Source organism: Pantoea sp. ACRSC (assembly GCF_022346785.1).
Classification (GTDB): Bacteria; Pseudomonadota; Gammaproteobacteria; order Enterobacterales; family Enterobacteriaceae; genus Pantoea; species Pantoea alvi.
The window spans coordinates 195192-215723 of sequence record NZ_JAKRNN010000005.1 but is presented as its reverse complement, the minus strand read 5'-3'; the positions used below and the strand labels follow the sequence as shown (position 1 = coordinate 215723).

The following is a 20532-nucleotide window of genomic DNA, read 5'->3' as shown; positions in this document are numbered from 1 at the left end:
GCTCGCCCTGCGGGTTTGCCGCGCAGGCGCGACAAAGCAAAAATGCTCCCGGCATTTTTGTCCGGGTTCGGGCACCACTAATTAGAGAACCCAGCCTTATGGCTGGGTTTTTGCTTTTGTGTGGAATGGCGTTAGACAGGCTGGTACAAGTAAAGCGTGGCTGACTATTGCTTGTCTACACGCTGGCAAGCTTCAGCCCAGACATTCCCGCTCCGTTGAAATTTATCTCCCCCTTCACCGTTGCTCAATATTGATTGCCAGATGACAGTTGATTCAGCCTGTCAGCGCGCTTAGTTCACGCTAATCCTGCTCATAATCTTGTATATTAAACAGCCAGACTGAAATCTGTCAGGAGTCATGGATGGCATCTCCACCTTTGATCGGCCCGAGCGGCGGTTGGCAAATTCTACAAAACAATATGCAAGAGGCACGTGGTCGTTGCTACGGACGCGATAAGGCATTACCTCAAACGTATTACTGGTTCTATCAAAAAATCCGTAATCGGGGTCCCTGGGACTATAAGCAATTTAATCCTTACTGGGCTGAATTCGGCAATTTCAATTTTGGCGCTGCCGGCACGGCTGCGGGTATACCTGCCGGTATATTGTTGATGGGAGCCGGATGGGCTCAATTGCATGCTGGAACCTCAAAGGAAATATGGGGAGCGTGGTACGGCGATGCTCCCTATGGCGACGATCCAGCCGATCAACGCGCTATCAGGGAGGGAATAGCGTATGCGCGTCAACATGGCTTTTAAAGGGATTTACCGCTTCGTTACGGCTGGCGTATTAGCAGTCGCCGCACTCTTTTTCTGGCTCAACCACTCTCCTGACGACCGTTCTTGCGACGTTCTACAGGGCAGCCATCAGATTAACGAACGCCTGTGGCTCTATACCACCCGCAATGACAGCGGCGGCGCGACCGTTCCGGTTATCTATCGCTACTTTCTTTCAGGCGAACTGCGCGGCAACAGTAAAGCGCAAGCACAGCAGCTAGAACAGCAAACGCCGTTCCTTATAGGCGATGGAACCCTTTCAGCCATTACGGAAGACGATAACAACAAGGTGAAAATTGTCTACAGCGGCAATGTCTTATCTTTAGAACGAACAGCGACTTACCGCGCCGAGGGAAACGCCGTCACGCTCAGCCTTTCTTACCAGATAAACTAGCCATTTCGCGCGCCCGGCAGCACCGCCATCAGCGCCAGCGCCAGCGCGGCAAATCCCGCCAGCGCCACCCCTGCGCTCAGGCCAGCATAGACCGCGCCAAACAGCGCCGAACCCGCCACCTGACCAGCCGCCAGCATAAAGAACGCGACGCCGACGCCGGAGGCCGGCGATGCGGGGGTCGCGGCCGCGCCATAGACCAGCAATACGCCGGAAAGCGTCACGTAGCCCGCGCCGCCCAGCGCCACGGCGGGAAACAGCCACCATGAAAAGCCCCCCAGACTCGCCAGCAGCAGCAGCGGCAGCGCCATACAGAGCTGCGACAGCCGATAGATCTGCACCAGGCTGAGTGCACGCCGTGCCGCGCCGGTGAGCGCGCCCGCAATGCCCGCGCCGCCGCCGATCAGCCACAGCAGGCTACTGGTGCGCGCGTCCAGATGAAGGTGATTACGCAGAATATCGGGGCCGAAGCTCCACCAGGCCGCGCTGGCGCATCCGCTGATAAACGCCACGATCGCCAGACGGATCAGCGACCGCTGACGGATCAGATCGCGCCAGCCCGCGCGATCGTCCTGCCTGGCGCGCCGATCCGCAGGCAGATAGCGTCGCGCCGGCAGCAGGCAGAGCAACGCCAGCAGCGCAAAGGCGACGCAGGCGGCGCGCCAGCCGCCGGGTAAGAGCAGCAGCACCGGCACGGAAAGCATAATGCCCGCGCTGGTGCCGGCGTTGATGGCGGTATTGGCGGCATCCTGCTGCGCAGGCGGCAGAGCGTCGCTCACCGCGCTGGCGATGGCGGGCGAAGCGACCCCCGCGCTCAGCCCGGCGATAAACAGCCCGGCGGCGAGCATCAGCGGCGAAAAGGCGCAGGCGAGCAGCAGCAGTCCGCCTGCGGCGCAGAGCGCGGCGAGGCAGGCCGACGCTCTGGCGCCGAAGCGCGCCACCAGCCAGGGCGCGGCGGCGGTGGCGAGGCAGTAGGAGATATAGCTGCAGGCGGTGACAATGCCGGCGAGATGGACGCTGAACGGGATCTCTTTCATCACCGCAGGCATCATCAGGCCCCAGGCAAAGCGCGCCATGCCGTAGGTGACGGCAATCAGGGAGAAGCCGGTAACGCCCAGCGCAATAGCGGATCTCATGGCTGCTCCTCGCGCGGCAGCATCAGCCGCGCGGCGGCGTCGCCTGCATGCTTTGCCGCGTCCGCGCCAAGCATCAGCGCTGAGATTACCGCGCCCTCAAACAGCATCCACACCGCATTTGCCAGACGTTCATCCGCGACGCAGTCGCCGATATAGCGGCGCAGCGCATAGCGATAGTCGAGCGCATGCGCCGCCAGCATCGCGTCTTTCTCCGCATATTCGCCCCAGGCCTTAATAAAAAAGCAGCCCTGCGCGCCATACTGCTCTGTCCATTCGGCAAGCGTCTCAAACAGCCGCTGCAGCGCCTGCGGATGCTGCGCAGGCAGCAGGTCGCCGAAAAATCGCGCCCGGCGCGCCGCCATCACGCTGATGGTTAGCGCCTCGCGCGAGGCGAAGTGGTGATAGAGCGTGCGCGTCGAGACGCCCGCTTCCCGGCAAATCTGGTCGGTGCTGGTGGCATGAAAGCCGTTGTTGTAGAACAGCCTCTCGGCCGCCTGCAAAATATCGTCGCGTTTGTTCATCTCTTAAAAGTAAACCGATCGTTTTACTTTTGCGTAGCGGCAGCGACGATTTATTTTTCCGCCAGGGCCAGATTAGGCCAGGCAGCGCAGGTAACGCGCCCCGGATCGCATTACGATCGCCTTCGCCTCCTGTGTCACATCCTGTCCTTCGAACGCGCCATAGAGGCGTGAAAAGGCCAGCGCGTCGCAGCGGCGCAGCATCTCGCTTACCGTCGTGGCGGAGAGCGGCAGCATATTGGGATAGCTCCACATAAAGGAGACCGCATCTTTGCCCGGCGCGACCTGAATAATATCACCCGCCAGCAGCACGCCGCCGCTGGCTTTCCAGTGCAGCACGCTGCCGCCGGCGAAATGGCCGCCGAGCCGCACGATATCGACTTCGCTGTTTAGCGGCAGCGTCTCGCCCTGCCAGAACTGAATGGCGTCGCTGTCGCGCATCACCCATTGCCGATCGTCGCCGTGCAGATAGATCGGCGCGTTAAACGCTTCCGCCCAGGCCTGCATGGTGGTGTAGTAGTGCGGATGCGAGATAGCGATGGCGGAAAGGCCCCCGATCGCGTGGATCAACTCAGCGGTGGCGGGATCCAGGTTGGCAATGCAGTCCCAGAGGATATTGCCGCTGCCGCTGCGCAGCAGCAGGGCGCGCTGACCAATAGCGAAGTCCGGCACGGTTTTGATGCTGAGCAGGCCCGGCTCAAGCTGCTGCCATTTATTCTGATGGCTGCGGGTGAGCGCAGCAAAATCGGTCCACTGCTGTCCGGCGGCGGGCACCCACTGCCGTTCGTCCTCGCAGATATGGCAGCGCGGCGGTAAAACTTCCGCGTAAGCGGTGCCGCAGGTGGCGCAAAGTTTCATGGTTAAAGCCTCCAGAATCAGGGTTACTCTGACTGACTATAGCTGCCAGACGCCCGGGCGAAGGATCGCCCTGCAAAGTGGGGAAATGACGCCCCTTGCCGCCGAGTATGCGGAAAGCCGGATTTAAACCGGATAAAATCTTGCGGTTAAGCCGATAAAGCGCGGCTGATCACGTTTCCAGCGCTTCTCTTTACAGAAAAATCCGCACAGGCAAAATACATCTTATTTCTCAATGTCCGCGTGCCATGTCTGACGAAGCGCTGCGCCAGCAGATACAGATTTTGAAAAAGCATAATGCGCGACTCAAGCGTATAGCGCATGACGCCCGCAGCAAGCTCGACGCGGCGCTGGACGGCACCGGCCTTTGCCTGTGGCAGCTGGATATCCCCTCGGGCAAGCTGGTGATCTTTAACCGGCGCTGGGGGGCGATGCTGGGCTATCAGCCAAAAGAGAGCCGGGCGCTTTTCTCCGAGTGGAAAGAGAGTCTGCATCCCGACGACGCTGCCGAGGTGCTGAAAGCCTTTTACGACCATATCGAAGGCAAAGCGCCTTACTACGAGGCGCTACACCGGATGATCGCCAAAAACGGCGGTGTGACCTGGGTGCTGGATCGCGGCCGCATCAGCGAATGGGATGAGCAGGGCAGACCGCTGAAGGTCACCGGCACCCATATCGATATGACAAAAGAGAAGCAGTATGAATCGCAGCTGGCGATGCTGGCGAATCACGATCCTCTGACGCAGCTCGCTAACCGTCACGCCCTGCGCAACGCCTTCAGCCAGATGCGCAGAGAGAACGCGCTCTGCGTCGCCTTTATCGATCTCGACGATTTCAAGCATGTAAACGACACCTTCGGCCATCGCAGCGGCGACCGCCTGCTAATCCAGCTTAGCCAGCGCCTGAGCGGGGTTTGCCCCGAGCCGGTGGTGGCGGGGCGACTGGGCGGCGACGAGTTTGTGCTGCTGATGCCGTACGGCCAGGACGATCCCCTGGTGGCGCAGGTAGGTCGCGCCTGCCTGCAGGCGGCGCTGACCCCCTTTGAGCTGGAGAACGGCACGGCGACCATCGGCGCGTCGATCGGCATCGTGCAGGCGCAGGCGCAGGAGGGATTCAGCGCAGCGTTGAGCCGCGCCGACGAGGCGATGTACCGCATCAAACGCAACGGCAAAAACGGCGTTGGGCTGGGCTGATACGCCCGCCGCCGCCGCTATCCCGGCGGAAGCAGCCAGTTTTTCAGTAAAAACATCAGCAGCGGCATCCACAGCTAGCCCCCCGCGCGACCAGGGTCGCATCACCTGAAAAATCTCCCCACGGCGTGCCAAGGATTTTTCACCCCCTTGCTCGTTAAAATTCCTGAACGACTTATTAAAATTTCTGCTTTAGGTTTTATCGTGCCCCCAGGTTAGTTTGATTAGCGAGACACAACCTCACTGATAACGGAGAGCAGATATGAGCACCTTCACGACGAAAGATGGCGTACGTATTTACTTCAAAGATTACGGTAAAGGGCAGCCGGTTCTGTTCAGCCACGGCTGGCCGCTTGATGCGGATATGTGGGAGAGCCAGCTGGTTCACCTGGCTGAAAACGGCTACCGTGCCATCGCTTTCGACCGTCGTGGTTTTGGTCGCTCCGATCAGCCGTGGGAAGGGTATAACTACGATACCTTTGCCGAAGATATCCACGGCCTGATTGAACATCTGGGGCTGAGCGATATTACGCTGGTGGGCTTCTCTATGGGCGGCGGCGACGTAACGCGCTATATCGGCCGTTAGGGCACGGAAAAAGTGAAAAGCCTGGTGCTGCTTGGCGCGGTGACGCCGATCTTCGGTCAAACCGCCGATCACCCGGAAGGGCCGGAAAAAGCGGTGTTCGACAACATTATTGCCGGGCTGCGTAACGATCGCGCGCAGTTTATCAAAGAGTTCGCCACGCCGTTCTACGGCATCAACGCTGGACAGACCGTCTCCGACGGCGTGCTGACCCAGACGCTGAATATCGCGCTGCTGGCGTCGCTGAAAGGCACCCTCGACTGCGTTACCGCCTTCTCGCAAACCGATTTCCGCGCCGACGTGGCGAAAGTCGACGTGCCAACGCTAATTATTCACGGCAGCAACGACCAGATCGTGCCGTTTGAAGCGACCGGTAAGCTGGCGCACGAACTGATCGCCGGATCGGAACTTAAGGTTTATGAGAACGGCCCGCATGGTTTCGCCGTGACGCATCAGGAGCAGCTTAACCAGGATCTGCTGGCATTTTTACAGCAGCATTAACGAGAACGCTGTAGAACCGCGGATACAAACGCCCTGACAGGGCGTTTTTTATTTACGCTTCGCTTAATCAAAGAATGAAAAATAATGGGCAGGAAAAAAGTCGCTGTTAATCAAGGGGGGAGGGGGTATTTAGCGATCTTTTGTACTGGTTTAGCGCGTGGAATAGCCTTTCAAGCCGTTTCGCTTTATTAAGCGTTTACGCGTCGCCTTTTCGTTGAGGAATTATCTTATTTTTCTAATAAAAAAGATCATTTTCTGATCAACCGCTTCGCTTTTAACGGTTCTTTGCCGCCTTCTTTACGCTTCGCTTAAATAAGCGTATTCGTCCAGAGTAAAGGTTAAATAGTCCGCTTTTGAGCCGTTATAGCGCTAAATAATGGATAACAATTGAGGTTTTTAACTCTCTGATAACGGATAAACATGATTTCCTCAAGAAATAGTTGGCCTGTTGATTTGTTTGTTATTGCCTGCAAGCTTTTAAAATTTGCTGGCAACCAATACTTGATCCATTATTTTTAAAAGCTACATTTAACCCTGCGCCATCAATGCTGATGAAGCGTAGGCTGTGATATTTTTATTATTAATCCTTAAGAGGAACACAGTATGTCTCAATATCGTGGTGGAGCTGGAAACTTTGCGGTTGATCGTGAACGTGCAGCGGAAGCGGGTAGAAAAGGCGGCCAGAAAAGCGGCGGCAATTTCAAAAACAATCCTGAGCGCGCAATCGAAGCCGGACGGAAGGGAGGAAAAATCAGTCGTCGTAGCTCAAATATCAATTAGTTAGATGGGTTGGCTGTCAACATCTGACCGCGGGTGAGTCATCTTTTTACTCTTTTAGTTCTCCTTGCGAAATCTCCCAGACAAGAGCATGTTCCTGTCTTTCTCAGGAAACCAGGATCGCCTTAATTAAACCGGACACGGTCTTTTCCCTGTCCGGTTTTTTTATTGCTTTTTATGTAAAGAGGACGCAACGAAAGCTTAATTTGCAGTTTCACATCGTGACCTATAACCAAAATTGATTATGAAAAAAACACGTTAAATTATACAACGCGCTGCATCTTGTACAATTATCGGTAAAGAAAAGAGATTTAAAATTCACCCGTTATACAAAAGAAGTTTGAGCTAACTCATTGGCGGCAATAGAAAAATGCATTTAACATGCCACTTTTGTAGAATAGCGGATAACTTTTTTATGAAATTAGGGTGGGAAAGCCCGCCTTCTTTATAGCGCCCCAATGAAGGATTGTAAGAAGGATGGAGACCATCCTGGTTGAGCCAAAAAAGGGAATAGCCGCAGGCGTTAGCCGCCAGCCCGTGTGGACAAAATGTGATAGCCGGTTTTATTGCCTTCTGCCGGAGGGGCGTGTGCATCAACATCGCTCTGATTACAGCAGCTTAGCGTGATGGAAAGGTCTCTTCGCCAGCGCGCTAAATATCGCCAGCCTCGGTTTAAAAGATGTCTGGATAAGCGGCAAGCAGGCTGTCTTAATTAGATATCAGGATCAAATCCAGGTATATCAGGCTACCTGATGAAAGTACGTGCTTACTCTTATTTAAGGCTAACGGACAAAGGGTGCTGGCTCGGCTGAGCCAGCGAGAGGGTCAGGGCGTCGTGGGCTGCCAGGTGGCTGGTGCCTGCGCATCAATGCGCGTCGGCAGCAGCTTCGCCTCATAGAACGCGTCGGCAATGGTCTGCTGCTCCGTCAGATCGCTTTTCTTCACCGGTTCGACCTGATAGCTGCGCTGCGCATTGGCCTGCTCGATCGTCGCGACCGGCAGCCTGCCCCACAGCGGTGAAAGCTGCGCCGCCGCCTCGGCAGGATGAGCTTTCAGCCAGGCGGCTTCCTGCTTCAGCGCCCGATAGACGCTGTTGAGCACCTGCGGATTAGCCGTGGCGTAAGAGGAGGAGGCGAGGTAGTAGCGCTGATAGTTTGCCAGTCCCTTACCGCTGGCAAGTACGCGCGCATGCTGTTCGACCTGCGCGCTGGTGACATAGGGTTCCCAGGTGACCCAGGCAGCGACGCTACCGTTCTCCAGCGCTGCGCGTCCGTCAGCGGGCGTCAGCCAGGCGGGCGAAATGTCGCTGAAGCGCAAGCCGGCCTTTTTTAGCGCGGCGATCAGCAAATAGTGGCTGCCCGCCGCTTTGGTTACGGCGATTTTTTTCCCTTTCAGATCCTGCAGCGTTTTTATCGGCGAGTCGGCAGGCACCAGAATCGCCTGCGCCGCTGGCGAAGGGGTTTCACGCGCATAGTAGGTAAGGCTGGCGCCCGCCGCCTGAGCGAACAGCGGCACGGTGTCGGCGACGTCAGCCGAGAGATCGACGTTATTGAGGTTTAGCGCCTCCAGCAGCGGCAGCCCGCTGGAGAATTCATGCCAGCTGACCTTCACCCCCTGCGCCGCCAGCGTTTTGTCGAGATCGCCGCGCTGCTTGATCAGCGTCAGCAGCGTAGAGGATTTCTGATAGCCGATACGAAGGGTGTTATCTGCGTGCGTAGCGAAAGAGAAAAGGGCGGTGAGCAACAGCACACCGCCCCGTAACGGACGAAAAGGTTTCATGGGCGTTCCTGTCAGAGGGTTATCATCGGAATGATGATAAAAGCGCGTCAGGGACGCGCTAAACGCCTTTTTTGCATAAGCTTTGCGCCAGCGCGGGAATGCGCTAGTCGGCCATCAGATGGCCATACATCGCCATCAGGCGACGCGTTACGCCATTCGTCCAGCCGAAGCCGTCCTGCAGCGGGTATTCGCCGCCGCCGCCGGGACGAGCACGCTCGCCGCTGATGTCATACTTTTCTACCAGCTTATGATGCAGCTGATAGAAGTTGTTCACCGTGGTAAGCCAGTTTACCGCGATCTCCGTCGCCAGCGTCTCTTCGCCATACTGATTAAGGCCAATAACCGCCATCCACTGCAGCGGTGCCCAGCCGTTGGGTTTATCCCACTGCTCGCCGCTCTCAACCATTGAGGCAACCAGCCCGCCGCTGGTCAGCAGCAGCTGGCGCAGCGCGATAGCCTGCAGATGCGCCTGTTTCGGCGTCGCCAGGCCGACAAACAGCGGCACCACGGCGGCGGCGGTAAAGGCGCCAAAGCGCTCGCGGCGCCAGTCGTAGTCGCGGTAGACGCCCGCCGTGCTGTCCCACAGATAGCGGTTAATAGCGCGTTTGCGCGCTTCCGCTTTTTTCTGCCACGCCAGCGCGGTCAGCTCTTCACCCTTAGCGTGAGAGAGGGTGGCGATCATCAGTTCCAGTTTATAGAGGAACGCATTGAGATCGATCGGAATAAACTGCGTAGTGCGAATACTCGACAGACGTTTGGGATCGCGCAGCCAGCGGGAAGAGTAGTCCCAGCCGGACGCCGCGCCCGCGCGCAGATCGCGATAGACCTCACTCGCCGGACGGCTGGAGTGGCTCGCGGTTTCCACATCTTCAATCCAGGACTCGTCACGCGGCGTATCGCGGTCGTCCCAGTAACGGTTCAGCAGCGAGCCGTCAGCCATACGTACCACGTGGCGGTAGGCCTGACGCGGCATCAGCGCGCCCGCACCGTCCATCCAGAACTGATACTCTTTCATCAGCTGGTCGAGATAACGTTTTGCGCCGCGCACGCCATCCTCTTCAAACAGCTCGACCATCAGTGCAAAGACCGGCGGCTGCGAACGGCTCAGGTAGTAGGTACGGTTGCCGTTGGGAATATGGCCATAGTTGTCGATCAGCCACGCGAAGTTGTCCGCCATATGGCGCAGCAGATCGTCGCGTCCGCTCTCCGCCAGGCCGAGCATGGTGAAGTAAGAGTCCCAGTAATAGGTTTCGCCAAAGCGGCCACCGGGCACCACATAGGGTTTAGGCAGCGGCAGCAGAGACGAATGCGGCAGATGCTGCTGCGGCATTTTAGTTAATACCGGCCACAGGGCATCAATATGCTCGTTCAGCGTTTTATCGGGGTTCGAAACATAAAAACTTTCGTTTATCCCCGGTAAATAAAAATGGTCCGACACGAAGCGCGCCAGATCGAAATCGCGGCTGCGTTTCTGACGACGATAACGCATTAATACGTCCAGCGGATCGTATTTAGGCGAACAGTCCGGAAAGGTTTTGCTGTCTTCGAAGATGCGCGACATCTGCACATGCTCGAACAGCTCCATGTAGCGATCGGCAGGCGTGAGCGCATCCGGCGCGGGCAGGCCTTCAATCAGCTCCGGCTCCGGCTCAGAGTCCTCCATACGATCGAGTCTGACCTCATGGGGATCGTATTGATACTCAACTTCCGCCCCGTTGCGAACCTCATCGAATGCGTTGAGTTGCTGGCGATAAGTATTAATAGCGGCCTCCTGGAGTCTGAGGGGTTCGTAAAAGGAAAATTATAGACTTATGGCAGGCTCAAACAACAATGCAGAATATCTATGAACGTAATAAAAATTGTCTATCAACAGGCTATTTAGCGGAATTGCTCTGGTTATCAAGCAAATAACGCGCTGCGCTTAAAACATCTATTTAGGAGTAATCTTTGTAGAAAAGAAATAAATAACGGGAGGCTGAAAAAAAGTGGCAAAAATTGACAAAAAAGGGCGTTGCCGCCTCGCTGTGAAATGAGCTATTTGTGGCATTTTTGTGCAGTTAGCAACAGGGCCCTCCAGAGAGGGCACCGGGGTTTGCGAACAAAATACCCGCCGCATGTCCGCCTGCGGCGTCGCTTTTAGGACGGCGAAGTCATGCGAATTTACTCGCTGACGCGATAGCGCTCCAGCCAGTGCGCATAAGGTGCAGGCAGCACCCATGACGGCTGCGGCTTGTCGAGCGCCAGCGCCGCCTGATAAGGCCAGTGCGGATTCTTCAGGTGCGCGCGGCCGACCATTACCAGATCAAGCTGGCCTTTTTCGACGGTGGCGTTAGCGATATGCGGCGCATCGATGCCCCACGCAGAGGCGACGGCGATATCCGCCTCGCGACGAATGCGTTCGGCAATCGGCGCCAGGAAGGCGGGCGTGCCCCACGGAATATTTGTGTCCGGCGTGGAGAAGCCGACGCTGACGCTCAGCAAATCGAGCCCGTTGGTGCGCCAGTAGCGCGTCAGATCGATCGCTTCAGCCAGCGTCTCTTCGTCACGGCCGTCATACTCCAGCACGCCAAAGCGCGCGGTCAGCGGCAGGTTTTCCGGCCAGACTTCGCGCACCGCGTCGAAGGTTTCGCGCAGGAAGCGGCTGCGGCCCGAGGCGTCGCCGCCATACTGGTCGGTGCGCTGGTTGGCGTGTACCGAGAAAAAGCTCTGCGCCAGATAGCCGTGAGCGAAGTGCAGCTCCAGCCACTCATAGCCGGCATCGCGCGCGCGAATGGCCGCCTGCACGAAGTCGTTGCGCACGCGCGCGATATCGTCGAGCGTCATGGCGCGCGGCACCTGCGGCAGGTTGTTGCTGAAGGCGACGGCGGAAGGGGAGAGGGTCTCCCAGCCGCGTCCGTCGTCAGCCGCGATATGGTCGTCACCTTCCCAGGGTTTGTTGGCGCTCGCTTTGCGACCGGCGTGGCCGATCTGGATGCCCGGCACGGCGCCCGCCGCTTTGATCGCCTGTGCAACCTGCGCCAGCCCTTCGGCCTGCGCATCATCCCACAGACCCAGACAGCCCGGCGTGATGCGGCCTTCCGGCGAAACCGCAGTTGCTTCGACAACTACCAGGCCCGCGCCGCCGCGCGCCAGCGTCGCGTAGTGTACGCGATGCCAGTCGTTGACCAGGCCCTGCTCGGCGCTGTACTGACACATTGGCGGCACCGCAATGCGGTTGCGCAGCGTAACGTCTTTCAGACGGAATTCAGAAAACAGAGACATAGCATCCTCATGGTCATGGGGTATTTCAGCCGCCTGTTTTCCCGCAGGACGCGCCGCAGGCAGCGGCAGAGAGGGGAAAAACGGGGCCGATTCGCTGTGCACTCTATCCTGAGACGTCGCCCGCAGCCTACGCTCCCTGTGCTGCGCAAGAGGGCGACGTCGATCGGCAAATCTGCGACTTTCTTACTTCGCCAGCGTTGCCCCGATCACCTCCTGGTAGGGCGTGGTGGCGCGGCCGATCAGTTTGCTCAGGCTGCGCGAGTCGTCAAACAGGCCGCCCTGCGATGCGCCCTTGTCTGAGTCCGCCAGCATCTCCGCCAGACCGTCCGGCAGGCCAGCGCCTTTCAGCGCGGAGGCGTACTCGGCGGGAGAGAGGTTGACGTACTCCAGCTGCTCGCCGGACTGGCGCGCGATCTCTGCAGTAAATTCCGCCAGGGTATAGCTGTCGTCGCCCGCCAGCTCATAAATTTTGCCCGCCTGATCGTCCCGGCTGATGACCTCTGCCGCCGCTTCGGCGTAATCCCGGCGCGCAGCCGAGGCGATACGTCCTTCGCCCGCCGACCCGATAAAGGCGTGATGCGTCAGCGCCGGGGCGATGCTGGCCGCGTAGTTCTCGGTGTACCAGCCGTTGCGCAGCAGCGCGAACGGGATGCCTGAGGCCTGCAGCAGCGCCTCGGTGGCGCGATGTTCGACGCCGAGGCCCAGCGGCGAGCGATCCGCATGCAGCAGGCTGGTATAGGCGATAAATTTTACGCTGGCTGACTTAGCCGCGTTAATCACCGCTTTATGCTGCGCTTCGCGCTGGCCAACTTCGCTGCCGGAGATGAGCAGCAGGTTGTCGACGCCGTAAAAGGCTGACATCAGGGTATCCGGCTGGCTGTAGTCCGCCTTACGCACCGTCACCCCTTTCGCCGCCAGGTCAGCGGCTTTTTCCGGCGATCGCACGGCGGCGACAATCTGTTCCGCCGGCACTTTTTTCAGCAGCGCTTCAATAACCAGACGGCCCAGCTGGCCGGTTGCGCCTGTGACTGCAATCATTTTCTCTCTCCTTCAGGTTTGTTGTTGTCGCCAGCAAGAGTAGGATATGCGCTAACTTTTCGTAAGTACTTACAGCTTTGTTAGTTTGGAGAGGCAAAATTAAGTGTCTGAAAAAATAAGTGAAAAATTTAGCCGCGGCGAACTGCTCAACGTCAACTGCCCGTCACGCGAGGTGCTCAAGCGCGTTACCAGCCGCTGGAGCGTGCTGATTTTCCTCGCGCTGCGCCACAACACGCTGCGCTTTAGCGAGCTGCGCCGCGCCGTTGGCGGCGTCAGCGAGCGCATGCTGGCGCAGACGCTGCGCCATATGGAAGAGGACGGTTTCGTTGAGCGCATCGCCTATGACGTGGTGCCGCCGCATGTGGAATATCGCCTGACACCGCTCGGCCAGGAGCTGCAAGGGCAGGTGGTCGGCCTGGCAGACTGGCTGGAGCTAAACGTAAACCGTATTCTGGCGCCGCGTGACAAAGCCTGAGCGCGGCCCTTATCACCGGGTAAGCGAAAGCGTTACCCTTACCAGAGCATAGCGCGCGACCGCCAGCTGCGCGCGCCTGCCCGCTAAGGCGCGCGCTGCTTATGCGGTGCCAGCGCGCCAGCCAGAATCCGCCGTGGCTGAAGCAAGTGCGCGCAGGCGATGCAGCACGGTCAATATCCGCCCTGAATAAAAACTGGCGCTGATCCCTTTATTCCCGCTAAGGCGGGCCTGAATTTTATTAACAACTTTATTTCATCTCTTCGACGCCGTTAATTAAGCGTGGCGGAAATAGGGATAATGGCTGGTGCGCATAAAAGCCGTTTTTTAAACGTAACGCTTTAAAAAAGATTCTTAATGGCCTAAATGCTTCATTTACTTTCATTAAGCGCCGCGGTGAACTGCAAAATTGACCGCTTTTCAGCTGTGGGTATAGATAAAATAATATGCCAAAACAGGGCATTGCAGCGCGAAAGGCGCGCTGTGCCGCCGGACTTCCTCTCTGCTGTAAACATGCAACAATAAATAACAAAGATGTCACATTGAAGCCTGTGAATTAACCTAAAACGTTGCGATAAAATAGGTAATTGCGGACAAAAACAATGACCAAAATCAAAAAACGCTGTTATAGTTTTTGCATCCCAAAGTGTTTCTGTTTGTCAGGCGCGAGTTCTTATAAATTCGCGTCGGTATTGGCTCAAGCGCAGCGTAAATATTAACGCTGTGCTTAAGTTGTTAACTATAAGTAAATATATGGTGTTATATGTGGCAACGAGGTAAGCAATGTTCGGATTAGACGCCTTTCATCTGGCCAGGATACAGTTCGCGTTTACTGTCTCCTTTCACATCCTTTTTCCCGCCATTACCATCGGCCTCGCCAGCTTCCTGGCCGTGCTCGAAGGGATGTGGCTAAAAAGCCGTAACGAAACCTATCGCGATCTCTATCACTTCTGGTCCAAAGTCTTTGCCGTTAACTTCGGCATGGGCGTAGTCTCGGGGCTGGTGATGGCCTATCAGTTCGGCACCAACTGGAGCGGCTTCTCGCAGTTCGCGGGCAGCATTACCGGGCCGTTGCTCACCTATGAAGTCCTGACCGCCTTCTTCCTTGAGGCGGGCTTCCTCGGCGTAATGCTGTTCGGCTGGAACCGCGTCGGGCCTGGGCTGCACTTTTTTGCCACCTGTATGGTTGCGCTCGGTACCCTGATCTCCACCTTCTGGATCCTCGCCTCCAACAGCTGGATGCATACGCCGCAGGGCTACCTGATTCAGAACGGGATTGTGGTGCCAGAGGACTGGTTAAAAATCATCTTTAACCCCTCGTTCCCCTATCGCCTGTTCCATATGTCGGTGGCGGCGTTCCTTGCCAGCGCCTTCTTTGTCGGTGCGTCCGGCGCATGGCATCTGCTGCGCGGCAACGACAACCCGGCGATCCGCAAAATGTTCTCTATGGCACTGTGGATGGCGCTGATTGTCGCGCCGATTCAGGCGATGATAGGCGACGCGCACGGCCTGAATACCCTTGAGCATCAGCCGGCAAAAATCGCCGCGATTGAAGGCCACTGGGAAAACCCGCCGGGCGAAGCGACGCCGCTGATCCTGTTCGGTATCCCGGACATGGATGAGGAGCGCACCAAATACGCGGTGGAAATTCCCTATCTCGGTAGTTTGATCCTGACGCACAGCCTCGATAAGCAGGTGCCGGCGCTGAAGACCTTCCCGAAAGAGGATCGTCCTAACTCGCTGATTATCTTCTGGTCGTTCCGCGTGATGGTGGCGATGGGGCTGCTGATGATTACGCTCGGCGTGGTCAGCCTGTGGCTACGCTATAAAGGCCGTCTCTACCAGTCACGTCCGTTCCTGTGGTTTGCCTTGCTGATGGGGCCGTCTGGCCTGATCGCGCTGCTGGCGGGCTGGTTTACGACGGAAATCGGTCGTCAGCCGTGGGTAGTTTATGGCGTGCAGCGCACCATCGACGCGGTTTCCGGTCATGGCGATCTGCATATGAGCATCAGCCTGCTGGCCTTTATCCTGGTCTACTCCGCGGTGTTCGGCGTGGGTTACATCTATATGGTCCGTCTGATTAAGAAAGGCCCGCTTACCGGCGAAGGCAAGGATGTACGTCACGGCGGTCCAGGCCACGGCAAAACCCCGGCTCGTCCGCTCTCTGCGGCGCATGAAAGTCTGAACGATCCGCAGGAGGGGAAATAAAATGATCGATTTTTCCATTATCTGGTTCGCGATTATCGTTTTCGCCACCCTGATGTATATCGTTATGGACGGGTTCGATCTCGGTATCGGGCTGCTGTTTCCCTTTAACAAGGACGCGGTCGAGCGCGACATGATGGTTAACACCGTCGCGCCGGTCTGGGACGGTAACGAAACCTGGCTGGTGCTGGGCGGCGCAGGCCTGTATGGCGCCTTCCCGCTGGCTTACTCGGTGATTGCCGATGCGCTCTCTATTCCGCTGACGGCGATGCTGATTGGCCTGATTTTCCGCGGCGTCGCCTTCGAGTTCCGCTTTAAGGCGACCGAGACGCACCGCGCATTCTGGGACAAGTCCTTTGTCGCGGGTTCAGTTCTGGCGACCTTTAGCCAGGGCGTGGCGGTTGGCGCGATGCTCGACGGCATCCAGGTGACGGGCCGTCATTTCAGCGGTTCGGCGATGGACTGGCTGGCGCCGTTCCCGCTGTTCTGCGGCGTGGGTCTGGTTATCGCCTATGCGCTGCTGGGCTGTACCTGGCTGATTATGAAAACCGAGAACGAGCTGCACCGTAAGATGTCCGCGCTGGCGACGCCGCTGGTGATCGCGCTGCTGGTGGTAGTGGGCATTATCAGCCTCTGGACGCCGTTCAGCCATGACGCCATCGCACAGCGCTGGTTCACCCGTCCAAACCTTTACTGGTTCCTGCCGGTTCCGGTGCTGGTGCTGCTCTGCTCGTGGGGCATTGTGCGCGCCATCAAGCGCGAGGCGCACTATTCGCCGTTCCTGCTGACGCTGGCGCTGATTTTCCTCGGCTTCTCCGGCCTGGGCATTAGCGTGTGGCCGAACATTATTCCGCCTTCCGTGACCATCTGGGAGGCAGCGTCGCCAGCGATTAGCCAGGCCTTTATGCTGGTAGGCAGCTTGTTAATTATTCCGATGATCCTGGGCTACACCTTCTGGAGCTACTACGTGTTCCGCGGGAAAATCAAAGCAGACGAAGGATACCATTGATATGCGAACCGAGGTCGGCAGCGTGAAAAACCACAAGGAAACCAAAGCCCCGTTGTGGAAACGCATCCTGTGGCTGGTGGTGATCTATGGAGCAAGCGTGCTGGCACTCGGTGTCGTGGCTACGCTGTTCCGGATGATGATGACTGCGGCAGGCATGCGCAGCCACTAGTGGTTTCTGGTTAACGATGTAAAGGCTGGCTCTGCCAGCCTTTTTTTATGCTGCGGATATCGGCGCGGACGCCAATAGCAACAAGCCACCCTCGTCCTGCAAAAAACCGCCAAAAAGTTGAGACGCCAATAGCAACAAACAACTCCCGCCCTGAAAAAAAACCGCACAAAAGCTGAAACGCAAACAGCAACAAGCAACGCTCATCCTGTAAAAAACCGCACAAAAGTTGAAACGCGGATGGCATGGCCCGAGGAGCAAAGCGTCCCGCGACAGGGAAGTCGCGGGCCGAGCGAGCAGGGATGCGTAAAGCGACTTTGCGATCGGGCCATGCCATCCGCGTCTGCACTGCACTGCACTGGCCCCTGCACCTGCACCTGCACCTGCTTACCCGCACCCACCCCCGTAACAAAAGCGCCCTCTGCCACACTCTACTGTTCAGTTATCAGGCTAAACATAAAGTGCCATTTAGCCGCGCTTAACTCTGGCTTCATTTACCCTTTCTTACATACCTAAAACGTTCTTGTTATAATTATGTGACTAATCTCGCAAAATTTTCTACGATCCACACCGAATGCTCAGCCTGAACGTTAAAAAACAGTACATCAGCGATCTGGTGGACTGGATTGAGGCGAATCTGACCGACGACCTCAATATCGATCTGATCACCCTCAAATCCGGCTACTCCAAATGGCACATGCAGCGCATGTTCAAAGAAATGACCGGCCAGACGCTGGCGGCCTACACGCGCAAGCGTCGCCTGACCATGTCCGCTATGGCGCTGCGCCTGACGCGCTTGCCGCTGATCGACATCGCGGTGCGTTTCGGCTTCGATAACCAGCAAAACTTCACTCGCGTCTTCAAAAGCCACTTCTCCCTCACGCCGGGCGCCTTTCGCCGCGTGCCCGAACTACAGCTGAAAAGCTTTCACGGGCCAATCTCAGTACATGGCGAAATGCTAAAGGCGCAGCTGGTGGAGCGCGATGAGCTGCAGCTGCGCGGCGAACTGATCGAGTGGGAGTGCAAATTCGGCGACTACGTGCGCGACCATGCGCAAACCGTCGCGCAGCAGGCGCGCCATTTCGTGCAGCTGGCGTCGCCCCACGTCGAGCGCGGCTGGCTCGGCTTTCAGTACGGCCCAGGCAGCTCGGCGGCGGAACAGCAGCATATCAGCCTGTTCCAGGCGCTGGAGAGCCAGCACGCCGACATACTGGGAGCGCAAATCGTCAACTGGACCTCAGCGCGCGGCCTCTACGCCACCGTTCCCTGGCAGGGCGCGCCGGAACAGCTAACGCGCTTTATCGCCGATCTCTATTATGTACATCTGCCCGCGCTGGGCGTCGCGCGCCGCCAGGGCAAAGATCTGCTGCGGCTGGATATGAAAGCCTCAACGCCGGATGCGCTGGTCGGCCTCTTCTCAATTCCGGTCACGCAGAGCTGACAGCAGCTTTTCGTGCGGTGAAACGTGATAAACCGCACGATTTTATAAAATGAATGCGTTATCTGGCGTAAAATTCCTGCCTTAACCCGGAAGCCATGCGGATATCTTGCATATGGCCTGCCGGACTGGATATTCATCTGCCTTTCAGGTTCTTTCTGAACCAGACAGTTAACACGACGACAATCATGAAACTTTCTACGCTGTTCCTTGTTACGGCGATTGCTGCGTTGCCGCTTTTCGCCAGCGCCCAAATGGCTGAACCCTTTACGCCGCCTGCTGGCCTGCATCCGCATGCCCAGCCAGCCCAGCACGAAATCCTGGGCGACAATGCGCTGCCGCAGCAGTCGCAACAGCCGTTCCGCTCAGACGCCTTAAGCGACACCCTCTGATCGCTACGCGCGCCCATCCGGGACGCGCCTTCGCTCTGTCTCTCTTCCTGGTAAAACCTGTGCAGGCGCTCGCCCGCGCAGGTTTTCGGCTGCGCGGAAATAGCACAATCGATCCTTGCGCCTAAGATATATCATGAGTAATCTGAGCGCCTCAAATGAGAATCATTCATGAATTAACCTGTGCACTGACGTTTGCAGCCCACGGCCCGGCCAGCTGCGTAAAAGGAGAACCCATGCATTCCGACAACCGAGCCTCCCGCAGCCGCGCGCCGCAGCGCGTGCGTAACGAACTGCGTTTCCGCCGCATTACCGTCGCCAGCAAAACGTTAATCGCCGGTGAATTCTGGCGCGTGGTCTTCCACGGCAGCGACCTGGCGGGCTTCGCTTCGCCGGGCTTTGATGACCATATCAAACTCTTCTTCCCGCAGGGAGGCAGCGCGGCGCTGCCGCTGCCGCAGATGACTGACGAAGGCGTCGTCTGGGCGGAGGGCGCTCGTCCGCCGGCGCGCGACTATACGCCGCTCGCCTTCGATGGCGAGTCCTCGCTGACGATCGATTTCTATATCCATGAGGGCGGCGTCGCCAGCGGCTGGGCGCAGCGGGCGCAGGAGGGCGAGCAGTTAATTATCGGCGGCCCGCGCGGCTCGCTGGTGGTGCCCACCGACTACGCCTTCCAGCTCTACGTCTGCGATGAAACCAGCCTGCCGGCCCTGAAGCGGCGCATGGCAGCTGCCGAAGCGCAGGATCTGCATCTGTTCGCCTGCGTGGATGAAGCGACCGGGCGCGACTACCTGCCGGATCTGACCGGCGTGAACGTGCGCTGGCTCGGCAGCGGCGCGGCGCAGGCGGGTAAGCTTGACGCGCTGATCGCCGAGCTGGATAACATCGCCGTGCCGCAGGAGGACTACTTTATCTGGCTGACCGGTGAAGGCGCGTTTGCCAGGGCGCTCGGCGACTACTTTGTGGAGCGTCGCGGCCTGGATGCCGCCTTTGTGCGCGCCGTCGCTTACTGGCACGCCAGATAAGCCACCGCCGCCGCCCGTGTTGAATTTTGCCAGGCGGCGGACTACTATCATCCTCCCGTAAAAACTCCCCTTCAGGCAGGCAATGAAACAGGATCCGGCTTTTTCGTGTCATCAGGATTCCGCCTCGCGCGGCGGGTGCGGCGGTCGCCGTAAACGTCGTGAAAAGATGCTGGATGCCAGCGATATCCGCCTGCTGATGCTGCACTTCCTCGCGCAAAACGATGCGCACGGCTATGAGCTGATCAAGTCAATTGAAGAGCTTTCTAAAGGGGAATACTCCCCCAGCCCCGGCATTATTTACCCCAACCTGACGCTGCTGGAAGAGATGGACGCTATCCGCGTGGTGGATGCGCAGGCGTCGCGCAAGGCCTATACGCTGAATGCGGCGGGACGCGCGCGGCTCGCCGAACAGCAGGCGCATATCGATCACCTTATTGAGCGTCTCTCGTCGCTGGCGGTGCTGGTGAACAACCGCAGCCTTCCTGATGTCGATCGGGCGATTCACCGCATGCGCGTTACGCTCAACAGCCGCCTGTCGCAGGAAGATATCTCGCCGGAAACGCTGCAAAAGGTGGTTGATGCGCTGAATGCGGCGGCGGATAAGATCGCCGCCAGCTAACGCCACGGCCTCAGGGCTTGTTCTTGTCCACGTGACCCAGCGAACGCTCCGGGAAGCAGCGGTCGCGCACGCGCTGCTTCAGCGCCGCCGCGTCGGGAAAACCGCCGTCGCGCTTACGCTCCCAGATTGTTTCGCCATCAACGGTAATCACGAAAACGCCGCCGGTGCCTGGTTTAAGCGTAACCGCCGCCAGATCGTCCGCGAAAGTTTGCAGCAGCTCCTGCGCCATCCAGGCGGAGCGCAGCATCCAGTTGCACTGCGTGCAGTAGTGAATGGTGACGGACGGTTTCTCAGTCATAGCGTTTTTCCATAGCGAAAAAGAGAAGGGCGCACGGGGCAGCTTAGCAAATCGTGCGGTGTAAGATACATCTTACTTTAAAGCTAGTTGATAATGATTACCAC

Annotated in this window: 21 protein-coding genes and 1 pseudogene; 13 read left to right on the top strand and 9 right to left on the bottom strand. The window is 57.8% G+C overall.

Features of this window, described 5'->3' with window-relative positions; all coding sequences use genetic code 11:
• Window positions 1-361 precede the first annotated feature (361 nt).
• Both MHZ97_RS08175 and MHZ97_RS08170 read left to right on the top strand, forming a co-directional pair.
• The gene (locus tag MHZ97_RS08175) at window positions 362-757 is read left to right on the top strand and encodes a polymorphic toxin type 44 domain-containing protein (protein ID WP_239314291.1); all 396 of its coding nucleotides are present in this window, start codon (window positions 362-364) and stop codon (window positions 755-757) included.
• Window positions 735-1169 (top strand): hypothetical protein, encoded by a 435-nt coding sequence (locus MHZ97_RS08170; protein WP_239314290.1) that lies wholly within the window; start codon window positions 735-737, stop codon window positions 1167-1169. Before MHZ97_RS08175 ends, MHZ97_RS08170 begins: the two co-directional genes overlap by 23 nt.
• Here MHZ97_RS08170 and MHZ97_RS08165 read toward each other — a convergent pair.
• The 3 genes from MHZ97_RS08165 to MHZ97_RS08155 all read right to left on the bottom strand — a co-directional run bounded on the left by MHZ97_RS08165 (window position 1166) and on the right by MHZ97_RS08155 (window position 3678).
• Window positions 1166-2302 (bottom strand): MFS transporter, encoded by a 1137-nt coding sequence (locus MHZ97_RS08165; protein ID WP_239314289.1) that lies wholly within the window; start codon window positions 2300-2302, stop codon window positions 1166-1168. The genes MHZ97_RS08170 and MHZ97_RS08165 overlap by 4 nt on opposite strands.
• A complete protein-coding gene (locus MHZ97_RS08160; protein WP_239314288.1) occupies window positions 2299-2823 on the bottom strand; it encodes a TetR/AcrR family transcriptional regulator in 525 nt (174 codons plus the stop codon). The genes MHZ97_RS08165 and MHZ97_RS08160 overlap by 4 nt, the downstream gene beginning before the upstream one ends.
• Before the next feature lie 72 nt (window positions 2824-2895).
• The gene (locus MHZ97_RS08155; RefSeq protein ID WP_239314287.1) at window positions 2896-3678 is read right to left on the bottom strand and encodes an MBL fold metallo-hydrolase; all 783 of its coding nucleotides are present in this window, start codon (window positions 3676-3678) and stop codon (window positions 2896-2898) included.
• A gap of 245 nt (window positions 3679-3923) precedes the next feature.
• Here MHZ97_RS08155 and MHZ97_RS08150 point away from each other — a divergent pair, with 245 nt between their 5' ends.
• The 3 genes and pseudogenes from MHZ97_RS08150 (at window position 3924) to MHZ97_RS08140 (ending at window position 6729) form a co-directional block, all read left to right on the top strand.
• Window positions 3924-4868: a sensor domain-containing diguanylate cyclase gene (locus tag MHZ97_RS08150; RefSeq protein ID WP_103794698.1), complete on the top strand. Its 945-nt coding sequence runs from the start codon at window positions 3924-3926 to the stop codon at window positions 4866-4868.
• Between the two features lie 259 nt (window positions 4869-5127).
• A pseudogene (locus MHZ97_RS08145) lies at window positions 5128-5949 on the top strand (alpha/beta fold hydrolase).
• 603 nt (window positions 5950-6552) lie between these two features.
• The gene (locus MHZ97_RS08140; protein WP_103794700.1) at window positions 6553-6729 is read left to right on the top strand and encodes a general stress protein; all 177 of its coding nucleotides are present in this window, start codon (window positions 6553-6555) and stop codon (window positions 6727-6729) included.
• Between the two features lie 822 nt (window positions 6730-7551).
• Here MHZ97_RS08140 and MHZ97_RS08135 read toward each other — a convergent pair.
• The 4 genes from MHZ97_RS08135 to MHZ97_RS08120 form a co-directional block, all read right to left on the bottom strand.
• Complete coding sequence (locus MHZ97_RS08135) at window positions 7552-8505, bottom strand: aliphatic sulfonate ABC transporter substrate-binding protein (RefSeq protein WP_239314286.1); 954 nt, start codon at window positions 8503-8505, stop codon at window positions 7552-7554.
• A gap of 103 nt (window positions 8506-8608) precedes the next feature.
• Window positions 8609-10267, bottom strand: coding sequence for an alpha,alpha-trehalase (locus tag MHZ97_RS08130; RefSeq protein ID WP_103794702.1), 1659 nt, complete (start codon window positions 10265-10267; stop codon window positions 8609-8611).
• Window positions 10268-10665: 398 nt separating this feature from the next.
• Entirely contained in the window at window positions 10666-11766 is a 1101-nt protein-coding gene (locus MHZ97_RS08125) for an NADH:flavin oxidoreductase/NADH oxidase (RefSeq protein ID WP_239314285.1), read from the bottom strand.
• A gap of 183 nt (window positions 11767-11949) precedes the next feature.
• A complete protein-coding gene (locus MHZ97_RS08120) occupies window positions 11950-12804 on the bottom strand; it encodes an SDR family oxidoreductase (protein WP_103794704.1) in 855 nt (284 codons plus the stop codon).
• Window positions 12805-12907: 103 nt separating this feature from the next.
• On the opposite strand from MHZ97_RS08120, the gene MHZ97_RS08115 reads away from it, so the two are divergent.
• From MHZ97_RS08115 to MHZ97_RS08100, 4 genes are all read left to right on the top strand, one after another.
• Window positions 12908-13279 carry a helix-turn-helix domain-containing protein gene (locus tag MHZ97_RS08115; RefSeq protein ID WP_239314284.1) on the top strand — a complete coding sequence of 124 codons (372 nt, stop codon included), beginning with the start codon at window positions 12908-12910 and terminating at the stop codon, window positions 13277-13279.
• Between the two features lie 780 nt (window positions 13280-14059).
• On the top strand, window positions 14060-15484 hold the full coding sequence (locus MHZ97_RS08110; RefSeq protein ID WP_103794706.1) for a cytochrome ubiquinol oxidase subunit I: 1425 nt from the start codon (window positions 14060-14062) through the stop codon (window positions 15482-15484).
• Window position 15485: 1 nt separating this feature from the next.
• Window positions 15486-16490, top strand: a complete 1005-nt coding sequence (gene cydB, locus MHZ97_RS08105; RefSeq protein WP_103794707.1) for a cytochrome d ubiquinol oxidase subunit II — start codon at window positions 15486-15488, stop codon at window positions 16488-16490.
• 1 nt (window position 16491) lies between these two features.
• On the top strand, window positions 16492-16659 hold the full coding sequence (locus MHZ97_RS08100) for a DUF2474 domain-containing protein (protein WP_103794708.1): 168 nt from the start codon (window positions 16492-16494) through the stop codon (window positions 16657-16659).
• A gap of 10 nt (window positions 16660-16669) precedes the next feature.
• Here MHZ97_RS08100 and MHZ97_RS08095 read toward each other — a convergent pair whose 3' ends face one another.
• Window positions 16670-16993, bottom strand: a complete 324-nt coding sequence (locus tag MHZ97_RS08095) for a hypothetical protein (protein WP_239314283.1) — start codon at window positions 16991-16993, stop codon at window positions 16670-16672.
• 237 nt (window positions 16994-17230) lie between these two features.
• On the opposite strand from MHZ97_RS08095, the gene MHZ97_RS08090 reads away from it, so the two are divergent.
• From MHZ97_RS08090 to MHZ97_RS08075, 4 genes are all read left to right on the top strand, one after another.
• Window positions 17231-18097 carry a helix-turn-helix domain-containing protein gene (locus MHZ97_RS08090; RefSeq protein ID WP_239314282.1) on the top strand — a complete coding sequence of 289 codons (867 nt, stop codon included), beginning with the start codon at window positions 17231-17233 and terminating at the stop codon, window positions 18095-18097.
• Between the two features lie 185 nt (window positions 18098-18282).
• Window positions 18283-18486: a hypothetical protein gene (locus MHZ97_RS08085; RefSeq protein ID WP_239314281.1), complete on the top strand. Its 204-nt coding sequence runs from the start codon at window positions 18283-18285 to the stop codon at window positions 18484-18486.
• A 233-nt stretch (window positions 18487-18719) separates the two neighbouring features.
• The gene (locus MHZ97_RS08080; RefSeq protein ID WP_239314280.1) at window positions 18720-19511 is read left to right on the top strand and encodes a siderophore-interacting protein; all 792 of its coding nucleotides are present in this window, start codon (window positions 18720-18722) and stop codon (window positions 19509-19511) included.
• An 82-nt stretch (window positions 19512-19593) separates the two neighbouring features.
• Entirely contained in the window at window positions 19594-20130 is a 537-nt protein-coding gene (locus tag MHZ97_RS08075) for a PadR family transcriptional regulator (protein ID WP_239314279.1), read from the top strand.
• A 10-nt stretch (window positions 20131-20140) separates the two neighbouring features.
• On the opposite strand, the gene MHZ97_RS08070 is transcribed toward MHZ97_RS08075, so the two are convergent.
• Window positions 20141-20428 carry a SelT/SelW/SelH family protein gene (locus tag MHZ97_RS08070; protein WP_239314278.1) on the bottom strand — a complete coding sequence of 96 codons (288 nt, stop codon included), beginning with the start codon at window positions 20426-20428 and terminating at the stop codon, window positions 20141-20143.
• Window positions 20429-20532: the final 104 nt, after the last annotated feature.

Excerpts from the sequence above, each read along its gene's own strand:
- MHZ97_RS08160 (WP_239314288.1), bottom strand. The coding sequence starts at position 2,823 with ATGAACAAACGCGACGATATTTTGCAGGCGGCCGAGAGGCTGTTCTAC.
- MHZ97_RS08085 (WP_239314281.1), top strand. The coding sequence starts at position 18,283 with ATGAAACTTTCTACGCTGTTCCTTGTTACGGCGATTGCTGCGTTGCCG.
- MHZ97_RS08170 (WP_239314290.1), top strand. The coding sequence starts at position 735 with ATGCGCGTCAACATGGCTTTTAAAGGGATTTACCGCTTCGTTACGGCT.
- MHZ97_RS08110 (WP_103794706.1), top strand. The coding sequence starts at position 14,060 with ATGTTCGGATTAGACGCCTTTCATCTGGCCAGGATACAGTTCGCGTTT.
- MHZ97_RS08095 (WP_239314283.1), bottom strand. The coding sequence starts at position 16,993 with ATGGCATGGCCCGATCGCAAAGTCGCTTTACGCATCCCTGCTCGCTCG.
- MHZ97_RS08140 (WP_103794700.1), top strand. The coding sequence starts at position 6,553 with ATGTCTCAATATCGTGGTGGAGCTGGAAACTTTGCGGTTGATCGTGAA.
- MHZ97_RS08135 (WP_239314286.1), bottom strand. The coding sequence starts at position 8,505 with ATGAAACCTTTTCGTCCGTTACGGGGCGGTGTGCTGTTGCTCACCGCC.
- MHZ97_RS08090 (WP_239314282.1), top strand. The coding sequence starts at position 17,231 with ATGCTCAGCCTGAACGTTAAAAAACAGTACATCAGCGATCTGGTGGAC.
- MHZ97_RS08165 (WP_239314289.1), bottom strand. The coding sequence starts at position 2,302 with ATGAGATCCGCTATTGCGCTGGGCGTTACCGGCTTCTCCCTGATTGCC.
- MHZ97_RS08100 (WP_103794708.1), top strand. The coding sequence starts at position 16,492 with ATGCGAACCGAGGTCGGCAGCGTGAAAAACCACAAGGAAACCAAAGCC.
- MHZ97_RS08075 (WP_239314279.1), top strand. The coding sequence starts at position 19,594 with ATGAAACAGGATCCGGCTTTTTCGTGTCATCAGGATTCCGCCTCGCGC.
- MHZ97_RS08155 (WP_239314287.1), bottom strand. The coding sequence starts at position 3,678 with ATGAAACTTTGCGCCACCTGCGGCACCGCTTACGCGGAAGTTTTACCG.
- MHZ97_RS08120 (WP_103794704.1), bottom strand. The coding sequence starts at position 12,804 with ATGATTGCAGTCACAGGCGCAACCGGCCAGCTGGGCCGTCTGGTTATT.
- MHZ97_RS08080 (WP_239314280.1), top strand. The coding sequence starts at position 18,720 with ATGCATTCCGACAACCGAGCCTCCCGCAGCCGCGCGCCGCAGCGCGTG.
- MHZ97_RS08125 (WP_239314285.1), bottom strand. The coding sequence starts at position 11,766 with ATGTCTCTGTTTTCTGAATTCCGTCTGAAAGACGTTACGCTGCGCAAC.
- MHZ97_RS08150 (WP_103794698.1), top strand. The coding sequence starts at position 3,924 with ATGTCTGACGAAGCGCTGCGCCAGCAGATACAGATTTTGAAAAAGCAT.
- MHZ97_RS08070 (WP_239314278.1), bottom strand. The coding sequence starts at position 20,428 with ATGACTGAGAAACCGTCCGTCACCATTCACTACTGCACGCAGTGCAAC.
- MHZ97_RS08175 (WP_239314291.1), top strand. The coding sequence starts at position 362 with ATGGCATCTCCACCTTTGATCGGCCCGAGCGGCGGTTGGCAAATTCTA.
- cydB (WP_103794707.1), top strand. The coding sequence starts at position 15,486 with ATGATCGATTTTTCCATTATCTGGTTCGCGATTATCGTTTTCGCCACC.